The following is a 20,584-nucleotide window of genomic DNA, read 5'->3' as shown; positions in this document are numbered from 1 at the left end:
TTCATGGCACTGAAAAAAACGCCACTCTTGGCAGCCTTAGTCGCTACTGTGGCGACAAGCTTGCTCGCCGGGTGCGGCGATGATGTGGGCAAGGTCAGCCTGGGCGTATTTACCACCAAAGATGTGATCATAGATGCCAAGACAGATCCCAAACTGCCCGGTGTAACCTGTCATATCAGCCGCATAGAGGCCAATCTGGACTTTGCCGACCCATCGGATATGAGTATCAGCTGTCGCCAGACAGGACCGATAACCAAGGCGCAACTGGCCAGTATCGAACTGGGGAAGAAGGGCGAGATAGTGTTTACCGAGTCCTTGAGCATCTTGTTCAAGAGCCTCAAGGTGAGGCGTATCTATGACAGTGAACACCAGACACTCCTGTATCTGTCCTATTCCACCAAAGAAACCAACGGCAGCCACAAGCACGCCCTGTCCACTGTGCCGCTGTGGGGAACCGATGCCTATGAGCCAAGGCCCCAGGCGGTAAACTGATAGGTCAAGATATAAAAAAGAAAAGCCTCGAAATCGAGGCTTTTTTGGGGTTGCTACTGGATTAGAACTTGTAATTCACACCCAGGGTGATGCGCTGACTAGTGAAACATCTTTTCTTTATATCAAGCACCTGAGTTTTTCCTGAACGGGATTAAAATAAGGGAACTTTCCGATAGGAACGGGCTCTTTAATAAGGCATGATGTGAGGGGTACCGGTGTGTTTAATACCGGATGTGTCGTTTTTAACTCCGGGTTACCGGCTTTGCCCCAAGTGAGCAGGAAGCGCTCTTGAGACAGCTGGAGAGAACCGGCGTGAAGTTAAGGGAAGAACATGTCATTTAATCAATCTGTGAGTAGAGGCAAGAGCGAAGCGGCCCAAGAGGGAACACTGACATCCAATAACCGGGTCAGTAAAAAAGACATACGGATAAGCGCTGCACGCAGGCGAATAGAGGATATTCGTGAGCAGATGGCCTTATCCCGTGAATTGGGCGTAGGAGTGTCGGCAGATGAGCTGGACTTTGACTGACGCTAACAGCGATAAGCTTAAAAAGCCCGCATTCAAGCGCAACGTAGTTCACTTAAGTGGAGCTGCCTTGTGATTAACAGGATATCGGGTCTTGGATATTTTTACCGCCCTAGGCCGATTTGGCTTAGGGCGTTTGTCTATAAGAAGGATGGACAAGTCTCCTCGCAGACTGTTTAGACGCTTCGGCGTATTACCTGGTGACACCGCTTTGCTCATGACTTTGAGCTGACTTGCGATGAACTGACAAGCGTACTTAAAGCTGATTTCATTGGGCATTCGACCATGCTCTACTGCCGCTTGGCTCGCTTCTCGTCTCACCAAGTTATAACCAAGCAGCAGCCCCCATAACTCTTGATAGACAAGTTCGACTGTCTTACTCCTCAGCACTAACGCATTGTGTTGCATCGAACTTTTTATGTCTCGATAGCCTAATTCAATTTCCCATCGCTCGTGGTAAAGCGCCGCGACTGCTCCCGCATCGTACTGCTCTCTGGGAAGAGACGTAAATACGGTTTTTGGCTTACCTTGTACCTGATAAGTCACGGCTCTCACTTGCCATGTTTCAGGTAGGTTAGGATTTTTCTTGCGTGCTTGTGGAGAGACTTTCATTTCGACTCGCATGTCGTCACTCTCTTCATCGTCCAGCAGGGTGTATTTCACCCCTTTCTTCGCCGGTAACAACCAATGTCTGTTAGCACCACTATTTTGGAGAGAAAGAAGTAAGCCTGCTCCATAAAAACCCTTATCCAATAAGGTCACGGAATTATCCGGTAAGGCGTCAATAAAGGGCATAGCAAGAGGCATTTCGCCTCGACGATAAGGGCTTATAGCGGCATCGACAATGACATGAGAGCGAACATTCATCATGGTCACCACCCTTAATACTGGATGAGGCATCTGTCTGTCGTTGGATGTATTCCCTGACCCAAAATGGTCTCTTAGCTCCGGTGTGTCAGCGGTTCGAAAAAGCGCGCCATCCACAGCAAAGACCTGCAAACCTTGCCAAGTATCCTCAGGATAACGCTCTACCCCCCACCTGTGGCTGCATTGCCTGAACAACCATTCTGGGGCTGCTTTGCCAAGGCGTTGCCTTGCTTGCGTTAAAGCACTTTTTGCTAACAGCTCCTCATTAGCCAACCCCTCGGCACAGACATTCATTCGCCGTGCAACTTCGGCAATCGGTTCGTTGCGGAAAAACGCCATTCCAACAATAAGCCAAAGAACCATATCACTCGGTAAGCGACGTCGACGAATCGTCGCTTTATCGGAAAGTGTTACCGCTTTAGCAATCCACTCGTCAGGAATATGCTCGGAGAAGGTGGTTAGCTGAGCGACATCAACAGGACTCTCTTCAAGAAAGTCGGCAAAGTAGTTTTGAATAGACATAAAAAAATCGGAAACCTACAAACAGGTTTCCGATTGTCTCTCATCAGAAGGATCGGTCAACCGATCCTTATCTGATCTACGTTGCGCATTCAAGCGGGCTTTTTGCTGATTAAGCCTGCATTGCGGTGTGATAACGCTCGAAGGCTCGCTCGAGGTCGGCAATCAAATCGTCCGGATCTTCCAAACCTATATGCAGTCTCACCAGGGGCTTGCTGCTGTCCCACTGGGTTGCCGTGCGCAATTTCTCTATACCGGATATCGCCAGAATAAGGCTCTCGAAGCCACCCCATGAAAATCCCATCTTGAAGTGCTCCATCCCTTCGACGAAGGCGGTCATCGCCTGGCGGTTACCCTCTTTCAGCACAAAGGAAAATAAGCCGTTGGCGGCGCTGAAGTCACGCAGGAAAAACTCGTGCCCCGGGCAACTGGTAAACGCCGGGTGGCGCAGGTGATCCACTTCCGGGCGCTGCGCCAGGAAATTGGCCACTTTGAGGGCATTTTTTTCATGTTGCGCCATTCTCACCCCCAGGGTTCTCAGCCCCCTGGCCGCCAGAAAGATATCGTCTGCAGAGGTGCATTGGCCCATGAGATAGCTGTTCTCCCTCAGGGTATCCCAGTGTGCTTCATTGGCGGTCGCCGTACCCAGCATCACATCCGAGTGACCCACTATGTACTTGGTAGCGGCCTGAATCGAGATATCGACGCCCATCTCAAACGGGCGACAATTGATGGGGGAGGCCCAGGTGTTGTCCAGCATGGTGACCAATTGATGCTCATGCGCGATGCGGCACAGGGTCGGCACATCCTGGACTTCCATGGTGATGGAGCCGGGAGATTCCAGAAACAGCACTTTGGTATTGGGGCGGATAAGCTCGCGGATACCGGTGCCAATCAAGGGGTCATAGTAACTGGTTTCAATCCCCAGCCCCTTGAGCAGCTTGTCGCACAGATCCCGGGTGGGCTCGTAGACACTGTCTACCATCAGCAAGTGATCACCGGCCTTCAGAAAAGACAGCAGGGCGCCACTGATGGCCGCAGAGCCTGAAGGGTAGAGCGCAGTGCCAACACCACCTTCGAGTTCGGCAATGGCCGCCTGAAAGGCAAAGTGAGTCGGGGTGCCGCGGCGGCCATAGAACATCTCCCCTTTGGCGCGATTGGCCGTGGCGTGGCGCATCTGTTCCATGCTGTCAAATACGACGGTTGATGCTCGAAACACGGGAGGATTGATCACTCCCTTGCTCCACTTTTTGTCCCGGCCGAGCGAGACCAGCTTGGTGGCTTTCTTCATGGATGCAACTCTTGTCTGTGATTGCGGGGCGAGCGCCCCTTTGAGGCATATTAACATTGAATCTTGTCATTGCCAGTGCGGCGGGCTTGAGACTTGTTCAAGTTGTCCGCGGCTTAAAGCAGCGGCAGGCTGACCCGAATTTCGACACCTGAGCCGTCGCTCAGGTTGCTGGCACTGATATGGCCGCCATGGAAGGCGGTGATAAGCCTGGCGATATAAAGTCCCAGTCCCAGATGAGGTTTGGACTGCATCGTTTGTGGCCGCACTGAGACCATGGACTCGAAGATCTGCTCGGTCATGTTTTCCGGCAACAGTGGCCCTTGGTTTTCCACCCTGAGCAGGGCCTGTTTGCCCTGCACCTTGAGGCTGATGTGGATATCGGTATCGGCTTTGCTGAACTCAATGGCGTTGCTGACCAGCTTATCCATCAGCTGGGCGACATATTCAGGCACGCCACGCATGGTCAAAGGTTCATCCGGCAACACCAGCACGAAACCTTGTTCCTTGTAAGTCATCTGATACCCGGCGACGCAGCCTGCCACAACCTTGGTCAGTGGGAATTCATCTATCTCGGCCTGGGACAGGGACTCCTCGAGCCGGGTGGCTTCGCTCATGTTGGCGAGGATCAGCCACAAGCGGTTGACCCCTTCCTGGGCGCGGTCGACATACTTGGCCGTGTCTTTGTCCAGTTGCTGCAGACTCAAGTGTTCCAATGAGCTGCGCACCACGGCCACCGGGGTTCTCAATTCGTGGGATAGTCGCGAGGACATGTTTTCCAGATAGTGGGTATATTGCCCCAATCGGTTGACGATATTGGCAAAACTGCGCGACAGATCGCCAATTTCATCGCGCACTTTTGAAGGTGGAATGGTGTCGCGAACCCGCCCCTGGCTGTCGATGGCGCGCTCGGCCTGATCCCTGAGTTTGCGAATGCGGCTGGAGATCCCGGAGGCAAACACAAACAGTGCCAGGGTTCCCATCGCCATCACGGTCAGGATCACATTGAACAGCTTCTCCAGTGCCCGGTTACGCAGGGTACGGATACCATGGGTGGTTTCCTCGGCAACCACGGCGCCCATCACCTTATCGTCAATCCAGATGGGGCTGGCCGCCGCCAACACCACCGCCTTGTTATCCGGTGTCAGGCGCCAGGTGGAGGCCATCTGGCCATTCAGCGCCCGGCGAATATGGCTACCGCCGAGTTCGGTCGAGTCCTGCAGTGAGTCGATAAAATCCATAGGCGGCTTGGTCAGCACTGTGTAGTAGATGGGGTGTAGATAGTCGTGTTCCAGTTTGCCAAAGAAGCTTTCCGGTTGCCGCTCCTCCTCGACCGAGCGGGTCCAGACACTGGAATCGGCGCGAATATCGCCCGACTTGGCCAGCACCCGGCCATGGACATCCACCACCCATATCCGCGAGCTGTTATGCCCCATACCTTTGATAATACTTTCAATTTCCGGTGATGGTACCAGAACCGTCCCCAGCTTATCGGCGCGGTCAGTGGCCGAGGTACCAACTATGGCTTCCAGCCTGCGGCTCTTTTTGTCGTTGACATCATGAATGGCAAAACTGAGTTTACTGCCCACCATCTCCAGCGGCATTCTGAGTTCAATATTGTAACCCTTATCGGTTTTCAACCACTGGCCCTGAATGCGGACCTCTGGTGTCACCGGGGCGCTGAGCGCCGGATTTTCAGGCAACTCGAAGGCGCTGAGCCAGCCATCGTGCTTGTTGGCTATGGTGTAGCGGCGAAAACGGCCATCCGGGGCCAGGGTGGCGATAGCCAGATAGTCGTTGCGATCCACACTCAGGCTGTTGCGGCCGCGGTAAATCACCTTTGGATCCGTTACCTCGAAAAAGCCGTAAAGGTAGCCGCCATATTTACCTACCATATGGGTAAAGCTCAGCGTTGACTGGCTGTCACTCAAGCGCATCAGGGTATGCTCTTCGCCATAGGTCATGGCGCGATGGCGGTAGGCCTCCCAATCATTGAGGCGGCCATCCAGCTGAATGGGGCCGTTGAGCGGATAGGCGTAGAGATCGCGGCCCTTTTCTACTTGATTGAGGAAACTGGCCTGGCTGTCGAACAGCCTGGGTCTTTCATGTAGCGCCGTAGCCAGGGCCTGAGTGGTTCCTTCCAGGGTTTTCTCCTGGCCGTGACGCAGATATTTCTCCATCTCCCACACATACTGATAGCCAAGCCAGGGCAGGCACAGCAAAAACAGCGACAGTACCAGAGTCTTGGTTCTGAGGCCTATTGGCGGGTGATAGGAGGGAAACTTCAAGATTCGGGATCCCAGCGATAACCCATGCCATAGACGGTATCTATACAGTCAAAGGCCGGATCGGCGGCGATAAACTTGCGCCTGATCCGCTTTACATGGGAGGTAATGGTGCTGTCATCGACATAAATCTTGGCTTCCTGCATCAATTCGGTGCGGCTGCGCACATGGCCGGGATGTTTGGCCAGGGCGTACACCATCCAGAATTCGGTCACTGTCAATTCAATCGGCTGCTGTTGCCAGTATACCTGAATTCGGTTGGCATCTATGGTGAGGGCGCCGCGCTCCATCAGGGTATCGGCCGGAGCGCTGCTGCCGGCGAGTTCGCAGCGGCGAAACAGCGCCGCCAACCGCGCCAGTAAATGGGGAAAACTGACATCTTTGCTCAGGTAGTCATCGGCACCCAGACGCAGGCCACAAACCGTATCGAAGTCGCTGTCTCTGGCGGTGAGAAAAATAATCGGCAGGGTGCCCGACATCGCTCGCAGCGACTGGCACAAGGTAAAGCCACCATCGATTTCATGCTCCAGACCTATGTCAATAATGGCCAAATCCGGTAAGCGGGTGTTGAAGGCCTGCATGGCCTCGGGGCGGTTGGCGTAAGTCTGCACAGAGTAACCCTGTGATTGCAGCACATCTTTGTAGTTTTCTCTTATTGCAGCTTCATCTTCCACTATGGCAATGCGTTTCATCTGCCTCTTGTTCCTGCCGAGCCGTGAATAGCCGTGACTATACAGGATTTTAGCCGTGAAAAAAGCGATCGCTTCCAATTGCCATTTTGTTGCCACAATTGATAGCCAAAGTGCCATTTTTGCTCCCCAGACTTGCCATTTCAATGGGGTTTAATCATCTCAACGACGAGGAACGCTGCCAACTGGGCAGCAGGCTCTACAAGACAAAAGGAATCGAGATGATGAAAAAGACCCCCATAGCCTCCCTGATCATGGCATCACTGTTGCTGACTTCTTCTCTGGCGCACGCCGACAGCCAGCCAAACTTACCCACTCAGGAGAGAGACCACAACGAAGAGTTGGTTGGTTTTGGCACAGGCGCACTGCTGGGCGCCGTGGTTGGGGGGCCTGTAGGGGCGGTTATCGGTGCCTTCACCGGTGGCATAGTGGGTAAGTCTGTGGGCGATGACGAGCAGCTCAAGAGTCAGCAGCAACAGCTGGCCGAGCAAACCGAACAACTGGCGAGTCTCAGTGAGAAGCAGCGAGCGCTGAAGGAGTTATCGTTGCAATACGCCGATGCCCAGAGTCGCCTCAATGCGCTTTCCCGCGACCGAGCTGACCAGCTCGAAGAGTTAATCGTGGGTATGAATGTGCAGTTTCGTACCGGCACCGCCGAAATCGAACCCCACTTTGCGCGCCAGCTGGACGATTTGGCCTATGCCATGAGCCTGTCGCCTGAGCTGATGTTGGATCTGACCGGTTACGCCGATCGCCGTGGTAATTCTGATTACAACCAGACGCTGTCCGAGCAGCGGGTCGAGGCGGTGAAAAGTTATTTGGTTAGCCAAGGCGTTGCCGAAGAACGTTTGCAAACTCAGGCTTTTGGTGCCAGTTCTCCCCTCAGTGCAAAACAGAGCCGCGAGAGCGACTTCTTTGACCGTCGGGTCATGTTGAAATTGCAGACTCAGGGAGCTGCTCTGGCAGCCAATCAACAAAGCGGTAATTGAGAGGGAGCGACAAAATGAATATGGATATCCCTCGGCAGGAAAACGAGCAGTTTCAGAGAATGCCCGCCGCCAGTCACAGCGATTCTGATACTTATTTATGTAGGGCCGTTAACGCCCTGCAATTTTCAGGCTTTGCCCTGCTGGCACTGCTGGTGTTCAATCTGGTTAGCTCGGTTGAAGCCTGGGCCGAGAATGGTCCCCAATTTGCCGAAGAGCCTGCAAGTGTCCAGGCTCAGGAAGGTACCCTTCAACTGATTGATAATCCTCAATGGCCAGGTGCCGGGGTGCTCGCTTTTGGCGACACTCAGGCCCCGGCACTGGCAACCGAAGTCAGCATGAGCATCAGTGGCTGGAGTAACAGAGTCAGCGTCACCCAGTCATTCACCAATGATACCCAGGAGTGGATCCACGGCCGTTACCTGTTCCCGCTGCCCAATGAGGCGGCGGTGGACAGCATGCAGCTGAGAATAGGTGAGCGGATCATCGAGGGGGTTATTCAACCAAAGGAAGAGGCCAAGCGCACTTTTGAGCAGGCCAAGGCTCAGGGCAAGCGCGCCAGTTTACTGAGTCAGGAGCGGCCCAACCTGTTCACCACTCAGGTGGCTAATTTGGCCCCGGGGAAAACCCTTAAAGTCAGCTTCAGCTACCAGCAGGCACTGGATTACCGTGATGGTCAGTTCAGCCTGCGCTTTCCTATGACCTACACGCCCCGTTATCTGCCTCAAAGCATGCTGCAAAGCTTCAAGGGCGTGGAAGAGGCGGCGCGGTTGTTGAGCCCTGTGATTGAAGCCGCGGGCCTTGAAAAGATGTTCACCGGCGCTGATAGTGAGAGCTCTGAGCCTATAGGCACCCAAGCGCAAAGCGGTGGCCAGGAGAATCGTCTCAGTTTGGATATTATCCTGGATGCCGGTTTTCCCTTGCTGTCGCTGGAATCCCCTTATCATGCTATTTCCCAACAAACCCTGAGTGATGGCCGTATCCGGGTGCAGCTGCAACAAGACAATACCAAGGCCGACAGCGACTTTGTGTTGCAATGGCAAGCGGATCCGGGCGCCAAGCCCGCAGCGGCGCTGTTCAGCCAGCAAGGCCAGACCCATACCCCAGCACCTTCTTTAGCGCAGGCCGAAGGCCAAGCTGCCAGGGATGAATACAGTCTATTGATGTTGATGCCTCCACAGAGCAAAGAGGTGGCCAAGCCCTTGCCCAGGGAGCTTATTCTGGTGATAGATACTTCGGGCTCCATGGGGGGAGATGCAATTGTTCAGGCCAAACAGGCATTGCTGTATGCATTGAGCAGTCTCAAATCGGAGGACAGTTTCAATGTTGTTGAATTCAATTCTGCAGTGCAGACCATGGCGGCCAACTCTTTGCCGGCGACGGCCCACAATATAGGTCGGGCACAGCAGTTTATTCGTGCCCTGGAAGCCAACGGTGGTACCGAGATGGCCAAGGCGCTTGAGTTGGCATTGAACAATGATTTTGCCGCTCAAAATAAAGTCGGCACGCAAGGTGAGATTAAGGCGCTCAGGCAAGTGATTTTCATGACGGATGGCGCCGTAGGCAATGAACAGGCGCTATTTGAACTGATTAAAGACAGGCTCGGCGACAACCGCCTGTTTACCGTAGGCATAGGCAGTGCCCCCAACTCCCACTTTATGCAGCGCGCCGCAGAGCTGGGGCGTGGCAGCTTTACCTATATTGGCAAGATGCAGGAGGTGGAGCAAAAGGTGGTTGCCTTGCTGGAAAAAATCTCCGCTCCCAGGATCACAGATGTGTCGCTGCGCTACCCTGACGGCACAGTGCCGGATTACTGGCCGGCACAAATTCCGGATCTCTATCAGGGTGAGCCGGTATTGGTGAGCATCAAACAGCGTAGCAATGCCCACAAGGCCGTTATCGTATCCGGTCTTATCGATGGCCAATTCTGGCAGCAGGAGCTGGCGCTCAATGCCAAGGCTGATCCCAAAGGGCTGGATCTTATCTGGGCCAGAAAACAGATAGCCGCGCTGGAGCTGGCCAAAGATGCTGCCAACAGTGAACGCATTGAACGCCAGGTCACAGCGCTGTCGCTGAAGTACCACTTGGTCAGTCCGTACACCAGCCTGGTGGCAGTGGATGTCACCCCGGTCAATCCGGACGCCGCGGCGACCCGGGAAGGGCAAGTGGCCAGTCATGCGCCCAAGGGCTGGCAGGGTAAGTTGCCGCAGACCGCCACCGACAGCCGGCTGATGTTGCTGCTGGGGTTGGCAAGTTTGCTGGCGGCGTTGATGCTGGCGGCTTTCCCCAGGGCTTTTGGCCGCCGTGCTTGTGAGGGGGCTGGGCGATGAGCCAGGCTGAGCAGGCCCTGACAGCAGGCGCTATGTCCTCGGTCAATAGGGGGCGTTTTAGCGATATCTGCTCAATAGTGATAGTTGTTCTGGTTGTGGCAGGTTCGGCCATGCTGTTTAAAGGAGGATATATGCAAGCCAAAGCCATGTTCGCCCAGTTTTTGATTGAAAAGGCCTGGGCCAAGAGTCTGACTGACGGCCAGGCACACAAACCCTGGTCCTGGGCCGATACCCACCCCACGGCCAAATTGTGGATAGGCAAGCATGAGCCACTCTATGTGCTGGCCGGGGCCAGTGGCCGTAACCTGGCCTTTGGACCGGCGCAGATGCTTTCGGGAGCCGGCGCCGGAGAGACAGGCAATACCGTGATTGCCGGTCACAGGGATACCCATTTCGCGATCCTGGCCGGGGCCAGGGTGGGGCAGGAGATCCGCTTGCAGGGAATGGATGGCCAGATCCATTTTTATCGAGTACGTGCTACCGCAGTAGTGCATGAATCTGAGACCCGTTGGTTGATGGGCAGTGATGAGCGGCTATTGACGCTGATCACCTGTTATCCCTTCGACAGCCTGAGCGGCGGCGCCGAGCTTAGATTTGTGGTGCAGGCAGAAGCCTTGCAAACGCTGGCGGTTTCAGCCTGATATCGGCATCACCCGATTGCGGCCCAAACGCTTGGCGTCATAGAGCAAGGTGTCGGCGCGTTCGGTAAGGGATTGGCGGGTATCCAGTTGCTGCCACTCGGCAACCCCGAAGGAGGCGCTGATATTGCTGATGAGCTGGCCCTTGCGCCTGTCTCTTACGCTAACCTTCTCCAGTGCCCGTCTCATGGCTTCGGCCAGTTGGCGGGCCACTCTCAGCTGACTGGTCGGCACCAGAATAGCGAACTCTTCACCACCGAAACGATACAACTTGGTGCCGTCACGGCAACTATCCTGCAGACGCTTGGCCACCGCCTTGAGCACCTGGTCCCCCAAAAGATGCCCATATTCATCGTTGAAACGCTTGAAGTGATCCACATCCACCAGAATAAGGCAGCAGCCCTTCGGCGACTGACTCAACAAGCTATCGAAGTCGGCATCGAAGGCACGGCGGTTAAGGCAGCCGGTGAGGGCATCAAACAATATGTCTTTTTCGGTGTTTTGCAGCTGTAGCCGCAGACTGTCTATCTCCTGCTGGGCCTTGCTCAGTTGCGAGCTCAAATAATCCGTGCTGCTGCGAATATCATCCGAGTCTTTCACCAGGGCTCGGACCATGCCCATCACTTGCTCAAGATCCATGGCGTCCTGATCCAAGCGGCTGATACGGCCAAAGTTACGCTCGATTTTGGCGCGAAAACTGTCGGCATCGCAGCTGGTATCCTTGAGTGACTGAGACAGCTCGGTCGCTATCGCCTCCATACTCTGGCGCATATCTCTGACATCCAGTTCATCTTCCGGGGCCAGATGATGACGGTAGAGGAGTTCCGCCGTGGAGGGCGGACAGGTGTTGTACTGGCTGACGGCTTCATCCAGGCTGGCATTGAGTGCAGGGTTGCGCTCGCTGACATAGGCATACCAGAGCGCATAGTTGACCGGCGTTGTCGGTATCTGATGTTTTAACATCAACGGCAAGGCTTTTTTCAGGTATTGAGCGGCTTGTTGAAGCAGAGTCATGGCCATAGGGGAACTCATTGTCAATGCAATTACCTATTCAGCTTGACATAAATTAAGCCGCTTGTGGATCCAAAGGCTCACAGAATGTCACCTTGATGCGCTGATTGCCGAATGCTGCCCCGCTGTTACAATGGCTGAACAAAATAGATAATAGCAAGGAATGAAGTCGTGAAATTTACCTCTGTGTGTGGCCTGTTGGCCACACTGTTAACGCCCGCTCTGGCGTTGGCCGCCCCCTTTGAACTGGATGAATCCAGCTATCGCCAGGATGTGAAAACCCTTGCCAGTGACGCGTTTGGAGGCCGTGCGCCTCTGTCGGCCGGTGAACAGCTGACCTTGGATTACCTTACCGAGGCCTTCAAGGAGATGGGGCTTGAGCCAGGGTTTGGCAACAGTTATCTGCAAGCCGTTCCCATGGCCAGGATTACCGCAGATCAGAATATGCAGTTAAAGCTGGGCTCAATGAGTTTCAGCAACGGCGAGGAGTTCACTGCCCGCACTCAAAGAGTGACACCCAAGGTGGAGCTGCAAGACAGCGAGGTGGTATTTGTCGGCTACGGTATCAATGCTCCGGAATACGGCTGGAATGACTTTGAAGGCCTGGATGTTCGTGGTAAGACCCTGATTGTACTAGTCAATGATCCCGGCTTTGCCACTCAGGATCCACAGGTATTCAAGGGCAATGCCATGACCTATTACGGTCGCTGGACCTATAAATATGAAGAAGCGGCCCGTCAGGGTGCCGAAGCCGTGTTTATTGTGCATGAAACTGCGCCCGCCGCTTACGGTTGGGGGGTGGTGCGTAACAGCAACACCAATACCAAGTACACCCTGGTGGATAAAGATAACAACGCATCATCGGTTGGCGTGATGGGGTGGATCCAGCACGATAGCGCCAAGAAGCTGTTCAGCCAGGCGGGTCTGGACTTTGACACCTTGAAGCAACAGGCGGTCAATAAAGGCTTCAAGGCGGTGCCGTTGAAACTCAAGGCCAATCTGACCTTGAACAACAAGATAGAACTGGCGCAATCCCACAATGTGGCGGCCCTGTTGCCTGGAACCGAGCACAAAAATGAATACTTGATGATGCACGCTCACTGGGATCACCTGGGAAAGACCATTGAAGATGGCAAGGAAGTGGTGCTCAACGGCGCTGTGGATAACGCCTCCGGTGTGGCCGGTGTTCTGGCACTGGCAAAGCATTTCAAACAGCAAAAGGGCATTGATGCCCCGAAACGCTCGATTCTGTTCAGCGCCTTTACTGCCGAGGAAACCGGACTCATTGGCGCCCAGTACTTTGCCGAAAATCCTCCGGTTCCCACCAAGCAGCTGGTGGCATTTCTCAATATAGACGGCATGAATATGGGCAAAGGCGTGGATTACATCCTGCGTTATGGTGAGGGTGTGTCAGAGCTGGAGCAGTATTTGAATGATGCCGCCAAAGGGAAGGGACGCAGCGTCAAGGCCGATCCCCGACCGCAAAATGGCTTGATGTTCCGCTCGGATCATTTCGCTCTGGCCAAGGAAGGGGTACCCGGCTTGCTGTTTATGAGTTTGGGGGATACAGACCCGGATTATATTGCCCACAAATATCATAAGGCAGCCGATGATTATGACCCAAGCTGGAGTCTGGATGGGGTTCGGCAGGACTTGGCCTTGATAAGCGATATTCTGGCACGGTTGGCCAATAACAATGACTGGCCCCAATGGCTTGAAGATTCGGACTTCAAGAAGCGCCGGGCTCAGGATCAGCGCTGAGTTTGGTGGCAGGTGTGACTCAAAAAGGGTTACACCTGTCCATGCTTCTTGTCACTTGAAAGCGTAATTAATTGAATGCCTTTGTTTTTCATGGCAGCTCGACACAGGCATGCACCAGAAAACTGGAGTGGAAGTATTTGGGAATGTATTTGGACAGCAGATAATTGAAGAAACCTACTCGTTTCCACTCTTTGAAATCGGCGTAATGCGCGACTGAAATCACCTTTAGCTTTCCATGCCATTGCTCAATCTCCCGTGGCGAGTCGAGTGCCAACTTAAAACCGGCACCGGCATATTTTACGCTGTCGTGGTTATCTGAATTGTCCCTCATCCAGCGACTGATACCGTCGAATAGAATATGGCAACCAGGAAAGCGGCTGGCCAGTTCTTGAAGCAACTGTTGTACCTGACAATTGTCGAAGTACATCAGCAGGCCTTCAGCAACAAAAACAAAGGTTGCGCCCTGATGACGGGCATTGAGTTCATCCATCCAATCGCTATCAAATACAGAAGCACTGATGCATGTCTCACTACTGTCCGAAGGAAGGAGCTGCTCTCTGAGGGCAATCACTTCAGGCAGATCCAGGTTGTAAAACCAGGCCTTGTCTTCCATCGTGTTTCCCATCAGCATTTGAACCCTCTGAAAGCGGGCATCGAGCCCGGATCCGAGGTTGACTACAACACAGGACTGCGCCGCAGCGATAATATCCGTCGTGAGTCTGTCAAAGTAACCCGCGCGGATGGCGACCCCTACTGAGCTCAATACAGATTGGTCAAAACTTGAGAAGTCATAATCAAATTGTTCGATAAGCGCGCAGGCCCAAGGATCTGAGAAGAAGGCATCTTTCAGTTTGGATTGGCACGACTTCATATAGAGCGGGATAAAAAGTGTTTGGGCGATAGGATCATTTAGCCCTGTGACTGCCAGCTTGTTACTCATCTTTGCCTCCTCCCTCATTCTCTCCATTAAATGATAACCATTATCATATGCGTGACTGTGAGCAAGAGTGGATTTTTATCAAACTCACTTTTTGAGAGGCTTGGCAGGCGAGAGGGCAGGAATACTTGGTGATTGTCGACAAAAGATAGTGGATGACAGCTTTGACTCGAGCTGCCAATAAGCGACTATGGTCAGGGAAAGGGGGCAGGAAAAAGCGTCAGGAAAAAGGGTCAGCAAAAAGCGTCAGGAAAAAGCGTGATTGTATCGTCAAGCGGAGAACAAGTTCAGAAACGGTAGCTGATCGATAACATGGGGCCGATGAAACTATAGTAGAGGTTGTAGTCGGCCACTTTTACCGCGGCGTCCGATGCGCTTTGACGCACATCCACATCCACTTTGTAATAGTTGTAGGCCAAGGTGATGTCCCAACGATCACTCAGGGTGGTTTTCATGCCGGCTCTGATATCGACCAGTGAGCCCTTGAGATCATCAAGGCGCACGGAAAAATATTGGGCATGCAGATTAAATTGCCAACCGGGTGCCAGCTCATAGTCACCAAAGAGGCCAATATTCGGTAAAGGTGCGGTAACGCTTTCATCCACCAGTCTGGGAATGGGCTGGGCGCTGCAGATATTGCCGCTGAGCTCTGAGGTGGCACAGGCCCCGATTGAACCTTCGAAGCTGCTTTCAATGAACATGGTATGCAGCCCTACACTGACCCCTATGTTATAGCCGTTGCCTTGAAACAGATCATAGCCATAGCCGATGCGGGCGATATCGATATTGAGCGTGGTGCCCAGCTGGCCACCGGCCTTGACGTCATAGACGGTATCGTCAATCTGGATCTGAAATGGCCGACTGACCGCCTGAGTTTCGGCGCTGCGGTGCAGTTGTTTCCAGTCAAAATAGATGTGGTGCCTATCGTTGAAACGGTATCCCAATTCAAACAGAGGCAGAAACTCGTTTTCCGCCAACTGCAGATCAGACTCAAAATCCAGATCGAAATCATTGCCGACCAAGGGATCGGTAACTTGCATATTGGTGTCGGACTGAGAGTAGAAACCACCAATATTCAAGCTCCACTCGCCGGCTTGGGCTTGGGTAGTGGTGCAGCAGAGCAGGGCGAGTGTCAGCGACAGTCTCAAACCTGAATTGTTAATAGAGTGTGGTGTCAACAATGGGTAATCTCTTTTCGTTACTCAGATAATCCAAGTGCCTTCTCAGAGATTCCTTTTCCGGGATAAATTGGCACGTGCGCGGTTTGAGTGCTTGCCAGCTGTAGTTTGCAGGATGACACTTCTTGTATTTTCGAATGCTGAAAATCCGCGCGACTGCAAAGAGTCTAAACCAGAATGATGGTTTTTGTGAATAGAATGTTTACAAATGTGTGGTTTTTTATGATCTACCACAAAAAAGCGCCCCATAAAGGAGCGCTTCAGTCTGATATTAAAGCTCGTGTTCGGATCAGGCCTCGGACTCGCTGCTGTCGCTTTTCTTGGAGTCCTTGTTGAACATGCCCAAACGGATACGGATAAAGTGCAGTATTTGTGCTGCTATATCCAGGTGGAGACAGGACTCCAGTCCTTCAAAGCCCGGCGAGGAGTTGGCCTCGCAAATCTTGTAGTGACCGTTGTCAAACAGCAGATCTATCCCGGCAACATCCAGATCCAGTATGTTGGCGGTCTGGGTTGCCAGCCACTCGATTTCAGGTGTGACCGCAAAGGGGCTGGCTGAGCCACCGGCGCTGACATTGGCTTTGAAACTGTCCTCTTGGCCGCGTCTCTCGTAGCAACCCGCTACCCGGCCACCTATGGTGAAGACTCGCAAGTCCCGGCCATGACTGTTGGAGATAAACTCCTGCAGAATGATGTTGGCATTCTTGTTGGTGGCCTCGATAAGCTGCATCAGATCATCGAACTCACGTGCCTTGTGTGACAGAAACACGCCGCTGCCTTGCGAGCCGGACAGTGTCTTGATCACCACAGGGAAACCCAAATGACGTTCAACCAAGTCAACATCAACCGGGAATTTCACCAGCATGGTCTTGGGCGTTGGCAGATTCTTTTCGGCCAACAGTTGCTGGGAAAACAGCTTGTCCTTAACGGTTTCTATTGCCTTGGAAGAGTTGAGACAATAAACGCCAAGACGTTCCAGGTGGCGGATAATCGCCAAGGCAAAATAGGTGGTACCCGAGCCCATACGGGGAATAATAAAATCGGGCAACTCTACTGGTTGCCCGTTCAGTAAAATACTCTTGTTGTCCTCTCGGGTCACTGTGAGGTCAAACTCATCGGGAGCATAGACCTCAAGTTCGATATTGTCGGCCTTGGCGGCCTCCAACAATCGGTTTATTTCATACAATTCAGGTTTTAGCTGAGTCGCGGTCTCTTTATATAAAATCCAACCACGCATTTAGTCGCAAACCCTAATTTTCATTGGTCATCCTCAAGTTCAGGCTCATCCTGAACATCGTCATCTATCATATCGTCGATATACTCAGCATCGGCCTTTTTCACTAAAGTGGTGCCGACTACTGCGTAGAAAGGCTTCCCAGAAGCCAACTTGACATACTTTACCCAGATCTTTTCCAACAAGCTACCGGGAGCGGAATTTCCGCGGACAACTTCAACAAAATGACTCTCCTCCGGATTTCGGGGGGCTTGGCGTCCCTCCGCCAGAGCCTGCATGGCAACGCCATGTTTTTCGAGTAATTCTGCTTCGTTGTAAGTAAAATCCCCGCTGCGGCGAAAGCCTTTGGGGAAGTTCTTGTCGTCATAGAAACGGCGTTCGCTGACGAAACTCTCATTGGCGGCTTGTTGCACAGATGCACTCTGCAGTGCCGATGGTGAAGGAGTCGTGGTCAACATGGCGATATTCCTTACAAAATGGTTCTTGAGGAGATTTGCAAGCAGAGTATTGGCTAGTATGATTGATTTATAAATCAAAAAAATTTGTCTATGACGATAAAGAATTTTTTATGGACACGGATTTACTCAAGACATTTCTGGAAGTTTCCCATACCCGCCATTTTGGGAAGGCCGCCGAAAACCTCTATCTGACCCGCAGTGCCGTATCTTTCAGGGTTAAGCAGCTGGAGAGTATTCTCGGGGTCGAGCTGTTTGAACGGCAGCGAAATAACATACAACCGACCCCGGCCGGGGTGCGGATGCTGGCGCATGCCGAAGCGGTACTGACCGCCTGGGAGCGGGCCAAACAGGATATCTCCCTGAGTGAACACCAGTCGGTGCAACTGGTTATCGGTGCGGCGCCCAATATCTGGGACGCTTATCTGCAGGGATATATGCAAGGTTTACATCAGGGGCTTGCCGGAGTGGCGCTGCGCACCGAAATTCTGGCACCGGCGGCCATGACCAAACAGTTGATGGACCGAACGCTGGATCTGGCCATTGCCTTTGACCCCCCTAAGCTGGAAGAGTTTGAATTGTTGCAGATAGGAGAGGTGTCGCTGCATCTGGTGAGCACAGAGGCGGCTTCCTCCGTCGATGAACTGACGGACAGGCATTACATCAAGGTCGATTGGGGCACGGCATTCAATATCCAACATGCCAGAGACTATGCCGAGTTACCCATTCCTGTGCTGCATACCGGCTCGGCTCGTATTGCGCTGGACTTTCTGCTCAATAATGGTGGCAGTGCATTTTTGCCGCAAAACATGATTGAACCTTATCTGGCGAAAGGGGAGCTGTTTGTGATTGATGATAAGACACCGCTCAGGCGCAATGTTTACGTAGCCTACTTACCGGGCAACGACCGATTGGAGCAGATACTGCAAGCGGTCAACTACCTCAGAAGTCAGTTCTAAATTTGGCCGGGCATTGAGCGTTTTGCCTTGATGCCCGGTTGCCTTACTACTGAAGCATTCAAAATACCAAAGCGCTTTAGAACACCAAAGGCCAGATAACCACGGCCCAGGTCAGGCCGCATAAACACAGGCTGATAAAGACTGCCGCCGAGGCAATATCTTTGGCCTGGCCGCTCAAGGGGTGAATTTCATCGCCCACTCTGTCGACCACCGCTTCAATGGCCGAATTCAACAGCTCGGTAATAATGACGATAAATACCGTCGCTATCAGCAGTAATTTTTCTGTCTTGGCCACATCCAGATATAACGCCAGCGGGATCATTAACAATGCCAGTACGGCTTCCTGGCGAAAGGCGGCTTCATGTTTCCAGGCTGAGCATAAGCCCTTGATGGAAAAGCCGGTGGCGCGGAAAATGCGTTTCAGTCCGTGATTGTTGGCGGGTTTCATATTCTCTCAATTCTTGATCTGTGGCTATGGCCGGTTGCTGTATAAAGACCCGCTGAACCGTGAAAGGTTCCTGGGCTAATGGGGTTGCAACTTGTCGCTTCCTTTATTGACCTCGCGTTGGTCACTAGTGACTAATTTGACTATTAGTGCAGTGGCGCTGAGGTTTCCAAGGTGCGGCGGCATTATAGCAGCTCATCTTGCCGCTGATATAACAGTTACTGCACCTACCACGGGTGTTTGGCCGTTATTATGCCAAGGCGGAAGGTTTGGCAAAGGGGGAGGACCGTTTCGATAATCGTTACACTAGTTGTCACCATAACCGCCACGACTTTCTATACTCTTTGTAGTTTTGATCTCTGCTATAGGATGTAGCAGGCAATTGGTCGATAGCCAGGGAGGGCTTATGCAATATCCGCAATCTTTACCGACAACAGCATATCTTAAGCGTTTTCCGGCCATGCTGTTACTGCTGCAAACTTTTCTGCTCTCGTTTCCGGCCGCCGAACGAGAATTACCGGCCCCGGAGCTGGCCGGTCGTTGGCAACAACAGAAGGCCGAAATCAAGGATTTTCTTGTCAGTGAAAAACTCGATGGTGTTCGCGCCAGATGGGACGGCAGGCGTTTGCTGAGCCGCTCGGGCAGAGTGATTCCTGCACCAATTTGGTTTGTGAAGGACTTTCCTGCCGTGGCACTCGAAGGAGAGCTTTGGGGCGGCTATCACAGCTTTGATACTGCATCGCTGCTGGCCAGAGGTTTAGGCGAAGCAGACTCCTGGCGCCAGCTGGGTTTTTATCTGTTCGATGCCCCCGGGCTGAAAATGGCTTTTGCCGAACGTTATCAGGCGTTCAAGCAGTATCACCAACTGACCCCTTATCTCTATGTCATCGAGCAGCGGCGTCTGAGCAGCACGCAAGAGTTACATCTGTGGTTACAACAGGTGGTGGCCAAAGGGGGCGAAGGCCTGATGGCGCAACGCATCGATGCCATGTATCTGGCGGGGCGCAGTGATGCCTTGTTAAAACTCAAACCTGTGGAAGATGCCGAGGCGCGAGTACTGGCGATACTTCCGGGAAAGGGCAAGTATCAAGGCATGATGGGCGCCTTGCTGGTGGAAACCGAGGCTGGGGTAAGCTTTCGTCTGGGAACAGGTTTCACCGATGCCGAGAGGGCTTCACCGCCACTTCCCGGAACCTGGGTGACCTTTGCTTTCTCCGGGCTGACCTCGGGCGGCAAGCCTAGGTTTGCCCGCTTCCTTAGGGTAAGATCCGACTATCGACTCAGTTTCCCGGCAGAGGCTATTGAGGCAAAAGTCTCTGCCGCCGACCCGGCTGCGGAACGCAATCCTGCCGAGTCAGCCAATAAGGAACCTTAAGGTGGAATTTCAAAGCGTACCAAGTGTCAGCGAGGGCGAAATCAACCGTATCTTGATGGTTTGTATGGGCAATATCTGCCGCTCACCAAGCGCTGAAGCTGTGGCCCGGGCCAAGGCTCAGGCCATGGGACTGACACTGGAGTTGGATTCTGCCGGTACCATAGGCTATCACGCTGGGGAGTCACCGGACAGGCGCGCCCGCGCCGCAGGTGAGCGGCGCGGGCTGGACTTTTCAGGGATCAAAGCCAGGCAGGTGTGTACGCGGGACTTTGCCCATTTCGATCTTATTCTGGCGGCCGATCGTGAGAATCTTCAGGCCCTACATGAGGCTTGTCCCCAGATTTACAAACACAAGCTGGCCTTGATGCTGGACTTTGCCGATACTCCCATCAGGGAAGTCCCGGATCCTTACTATGGTGGCGACAGCGGATTTGAACAGGTTTTGGATCTGTTGGAGTTGAGTATTGCCGGGCTGTTTGCCAGGATCCAGGCCGCCAGGCCCAGGAGTATCCCGCCGGCGCGGTGAGCGGTTCTGCAAAGGACTAAAGTCATAAAGCTTATGCGGAATTTAGTTGGATAATTGGTTGGATAAGTGACATACAAAACAGG

Annotated in this window: 19 protein-coding genes; 9 read left to right on the top strand and 10 right to left on the bottom strand. The window is 53.1% G+C overall.

From position 1 onward, the window contains the following. Positions 1-3: 3 nt before the first annotated feature. Positions 4-492, top strand: coding sequence for a CreA family protein (locus ACF8D4_RS22830; protein WP_044734351.1), 489 nt, complete (start codon positions 4-6; stop codon positions 490-492). A gap of 331 nt (positions 493-823) precedes the next feature. Next, positions 824-1,021 carry a PA3496 family putative envelope integrity protein gene (locus tag ACF8D4_RS22825; RefSeq protein ID WP_025009524.1) on the top strand — a complete coding sequence of 66 codons (198 nt, stop codon included), beginning with the start codon at positions 824-826 and terminating at the stop codon, positions 1,019-1,021. A gap of 48 nt (positions 1,022-1,069) precedes the next feature. Here the strand turns inward: ACF8D4_RS22825 and ACF8D4_RS22820 are convergent, their stop codons facing one another. The 4 genes from ACF8D4_RS22820 to pdsR all read right to left on the bottom strand — a co-directional run bounded on the left by ACF8D4_RS22820 (position 1,070) and on the right by pdsR (position 6,669). After that, positions 1,070-2,407 carry an IS4 family transposase gene (locus tag ACF8D4_RS22820; RefSeq protein ID WP_392465009.1) on the bottom strand — a complete coding sequence of 446 codons (1,338 nt, stop codon included), beginning with the start codon at positions 2,405-2,407 and terminating at the stop codon, positions 1,070-1,072. 109 nt (positions 2,408-2,516) lie between these two features. Then, entirely contained in the window at positions 2,517-3,695 is a 1,179-nt protein-coding gene (locus tag ACF8D4_RS22815) for a cystathionine beta-lyase (RefSeq protein WP_144221359.1), read from the bottom strand. Between the two features lie 113 nt (positions 3,696-3,808). After that, positions 3,809-5,980 (bottom strand): proteobacterial dedicated sortase system histidine kinase, encoded by a 2,172-nt coding sequence (gene pdsS / locus ACF8D4_RS22810; RefSeq protein WP_144221360.1) that lies wholly within the window; start codon positions 5,978-5,980, stop codon positions 3,809-3,811. Continuing rightward, complete coding sequence (pdsR, locus tag ACF8D4_RS22805) at positions 5,977-6,669, bottom strand: proteobacterial dedicated sortase system response regulator (protein ID WP_025009526.1); 693 nt, start codon at positions 6,667-6,669, stop codon at positions 5,977-5,979. The genes pdsS and pdsR overlap by 4 nt, the downstream gene beginning before the upstream one ends. 218 nt (positions 6,670-6,887) lie before the next feature. On the opposite strand from pdsR, the gene pdsO reads away from it, so the two are divergent. Genes pdsO through ACF8D4_RS22790 form a run of 3 tightly spaced genes read left to right on the top strand, consistent with a single transcriptional unit; the run spans position 6,888 to position 10,623 of the window. After that, positions 6,888-7,655 carry a sortase-associated OmpA-like protein PdsO gene (pdsO, locus tag ACF8D4_RS22800; protein WP_144133523.1) on the top strand — a complete coding sequence of 256 codons (768 nt, stop codon included), beginning with the start codon at positions 6,888-6,890 and terminating at the stop codon, positions 7,653-7,655. Between the two features lie 14 nt (positions 7,656-7,669). Continuing rightward, positions 7,670-9,982 carry a marine proteobacterial sortase target protein gene (locus tag ACF8D4_RS22795; protein WP_144221361.1) on the top strand — a complete coding sequence of 771 codons (2,313 nt, stop codon included), beginning with the start codon at positions 7,670-7,672 and terminating at the stop codon, positions 9,980-9,982. Between the two features lie 32 nt (positions 9,983-10,014). Then, on the top strand, positions 10,015-10,623 hold the full coding sequence (locus ACF8D4_RS22790; RefSeq protein ID WP_144221368.1) for a class GN sortase: 609 nt from the start codon (positions 10,015-10,017) through the stop codon (positions 10,621-10,623). Here the strand turns inward: ACF8D4_RS22790 and ACF8D4_RS22785 are convergent. Next, on the bottom strand, positions 10,615-11,640 hold the full coding sequence (locus tag ACF8D4_RS22785) for a GGDEF domain-containing protein (protein ID WP_071239039.1): 1,026 nt from the start codon (positions 11,638-11,640) through the stop codon (positions 10,615-10,617). The two genes, ACF8D4_RS22790 and ACF8D4_RS22785, sit on opposite strands and share 9 nt — an antisense overlap. Before the next feature lie 162 nt (positions 11,641-11,802). On the opposite strand from ACF8D4_RS22785, the gene ACF8D4_RS22780 reads away from it, so the two are divergent. Next, positions 11,803-13,392 carry a M28 family metallopeptidase gene (locus tag ACF8D4_RS22780; RefSeq protein ID WP_392465013.1) on the top strand — a complete coding sequence of 530 codons (1,590 nt, stop codon included), beginning with the start codon at positions 11,803-11,805 and terminating at the stop codon, positions 13,390-13,392. A gap of 88 nt (positions 13,393-13,480) precedes the next feature. Here ACF8D4_RS22780 and ACF8D4_RS22775 read toward each other — a convergent pair whose 3' ends face one another. The 4 genes from ACF8D4_RS22775 to ACF8D4_RS22760 all read right to left on the bottom strand — a co-directional run bounded on the left by ACF8D4_RS22775 (position 13,481) and on the right by ACF8D4_RS22760 (position 17,199). Continuing rightward, on the bottom strand, positions 13,481-14,332 hold the full coding sequence (locus ACF8D4_RS22775) for a class I SAM-dependent methyltransferase (RefSeq protein ID WP_186299497.1): 852 nt from the start codon (positions 14,330-14,332) through the stop codon (positions 13,481-13,483). 284 nt (positions 14,333-14,616) lie between these two features. Continuing rightward, on the bottom strand, positions 14,617-15,510 hold the full coding sequence (locus ACF8D4_RS22770) for a hypothetical protein (RefSeq protein ID WP_371873731.1): 894 nt from the start codon (positions 15,508-15,510) through the stop codon (positions 14,617-14,619). A 286-nt stretch (positions 15,511-15,796) separates the two neighbouring features. Continuing rightward, positions 15,797-16,744, bottom strand: a complete 948-nt coding sequence (locus tag ACF8D4_RS22765) for a RimK family alpha-L-glutamate ligase (RefSeq protein WP_025009532.1) — start codon at positions 16,742-16,744, stop codon at positions 15,797-15,799. 20 nt (positions 16,745-16,764) lie between these two features. Then, positions 16,765-17,199 (bottom strand): DUF413 domain-containing protein, encoded by a 435-nt coding sequence (locus ACF8D4_RS22760; RefSeq protein WP_025009533.1) that lies wholly within the window; start codon positions 17,197-17,199, stop codon positions 16,765-16,767. A gap of 110 nt (positions 17,200-17,309) precedes the next feature. Between ACF8D4_RS22760 and hdfR the strand changes: the two genes are divergently transcribed. After that, on the top strand, positions 17,310-18,155 hold the full coding sequence (gene hdfR / locus ACF8D4_RS22755; RefSeq protein WP_025009534.1) for an HTH-type transcriptional regulator HdfR: 846 nt from the start codon (positions 17,310-17,312) through the stop codon (positions 18,153-18,155). A gap of 76 nt (positions 18,156-18,231) precedes the next feature. Here hdfR and ACF8D4_RS22750 read toward each other — a convergent pair whose 3' ends face one another. After that, entirely contained in the window at positions 18,232-18,603 is a 372-nt protein-coding gene (locus ACF8D4_RS22750) for a diacylglycerol kinase (RefSeq protein ID WP_025009535.1), read from the bottom strand. A gap of 403 nt (positions 18,604-19,006) precedes the next feature. Between ACF8D4_RS22750 and ACF8D4_RS22745 the strand changes: the two genes are divergently transcribed. Further along, entirely contained in the window at positions 19,007-19,975 is a 969-nt protein-coding gene (locus tag ACF8D4_RS22745; RefSeq protein ID WP_392465016.1) for a DNA ligase, read from the top strand. Between the two features lie 55 nt (positions 19,976-20,030). Then, positions 20,031-20,501 carry a low molecular weight protein-tyrosine-phosphatase gene (locus tag ACF8D4_RS22740; RefSeq protein ID WP_037436514.1) on the top strand — a complete coding sequence of 157 codons (471 nt, stop codon included), beginning with the start codon at positions 20,031-20,033 and terminating at the stop codon, positions 20,499-20,501. Positions 20,502-20,584: the final 83 nt, after the last annotated feature.

Source organism: Shewanella sp. YQ_9 (assembly GCF_043103185.1).
In the GTDB taxonomy this organism is placed as follows: Bacteria; Pseudomonadota; Gammaproteobacteria; order Enterobacterales; family Shewanellaceae; genus Shewanella; species Shewanella algae.
This window is presented reverse-complemented; position numbering and strand designations above follow the sequence as displayed.

Excerpts from the sequence above, each read along its gene's own strand:
- ACF8D4_RS22830 (WP_044734351.1), top strand. The coding sequence starts at position 4 with ATGGCACTGAAAAAAACGCCACTCTTGGCAGCCTTAGTCGCTACTGTG.
- ACF8D4_RS22825 (WP_025009524.1), top strand. The coding sequence starts at position 824 with ATGTCATTTAATCAATCTGTGAGTAGAGGCAAGAGCGAAGCGGCCCAA.
- ACF8D4_RS22820 (WP_392465009.1), bottom strand. The coding sequence starts at position 2,407 with ATGTCTATTCAAAACTACTTTGCCGACTTTCTTGAAGAGAGTCCTGTT.
- ACF8D4_RS22815 (WP_144221359.1), bottom strand. The coding sequence starts at position 3,695 with ATGAAGAAAGCCACCAAGCTGGTCTCGCTCGGCCGGGACAAAAAGTGG.
- pdsR (WP_025009526.1), bottom strand. The coding sequence starts at position 6,669 with ATGAAACGCATTGCCATAGTGGAAGATGAAGCTGCAATAAGAGAAAAC.
- pdsO (WP_144133523.1), top strand. The coding sequence starts at position 6,888 with ATGATGAAAAAGACCCCCATAGCCTCCCTGATCATGGCATCACTGTTG.
- ACF8D4_RS22795 (WP_144221361.1), top strand. The coding sequence starts at position 7,670 with ATGAATATGGATATCCCTCGGCAGGAAAACGAGCAGTTTCAGAGAATG.
- ACF8D4_RS22790 (WP_144221368.1), top strand. The coding sequence starts at position 10,015 with ATGTCCTCGGTCAATAGGGGGCGTTTTAGCGATATCTGCTCAATAGTG.
- ACF8D4_RS22785 (WP_071239039.1), bottom strand. The coding sequence starts at position 11,640 with ATGGCCATGACTCTGCTTCAACAAGCCGCTCAATACCTGAAAAAAGCC.
- ACF8D4_RS22775 (WP_186299497.1), bottom strand. The coding sequence starts at position 14,332 with ATGAGTAACAAGCTGGCAGTCACAGGGCTAAATGATCCTATCGCCCAA.
- ACF8D4_RS22765 (WP_025009532.1), bottom strand. The coding sequence starts at position 16,744 with ATGCGTGGTTGGATTTTATATAAAGAGACCGCGACTCAGCTAAAACCT.
- ACF8D4_RS22760 (WP_025009533.1), bottom strand. The coding sequence starts at position 17,199 with ATGTTGACCACGACTCCTTCACCATCGGCACTGCAGAGTGCATCTGTG.
- hdfR (WP_025009534.1), top strand. The coding sequence starts at position 17,310 with ATGGACACGGATTTACTCAAGACATTTCTGGAAGTTTCCCATACCCGC.
- ACF8D4_RS22750 (WP_025009535.1), bottom strand. The coding sequence starts at position 18,603 with ATGAAACCCGCCAACAATCACGGACTGAAACGCATTTTCCGCGCCACC.
- ACF8D4_RS22745 (WP_392465016.1), top strand. The coding sequence starts at position 19,007 with ATGCAATATCCGCAATCTTTACCGACAACAGCATATCTTAAGCGTTTT.
- ACF8D4_RS22740 (WP_037436514.1), top strand. The coding sequence starts at position 20,031 with ATGGTTTGTATGGGCAATATCTGCCGCTCACCAAGCGCTGAAGCTGTG.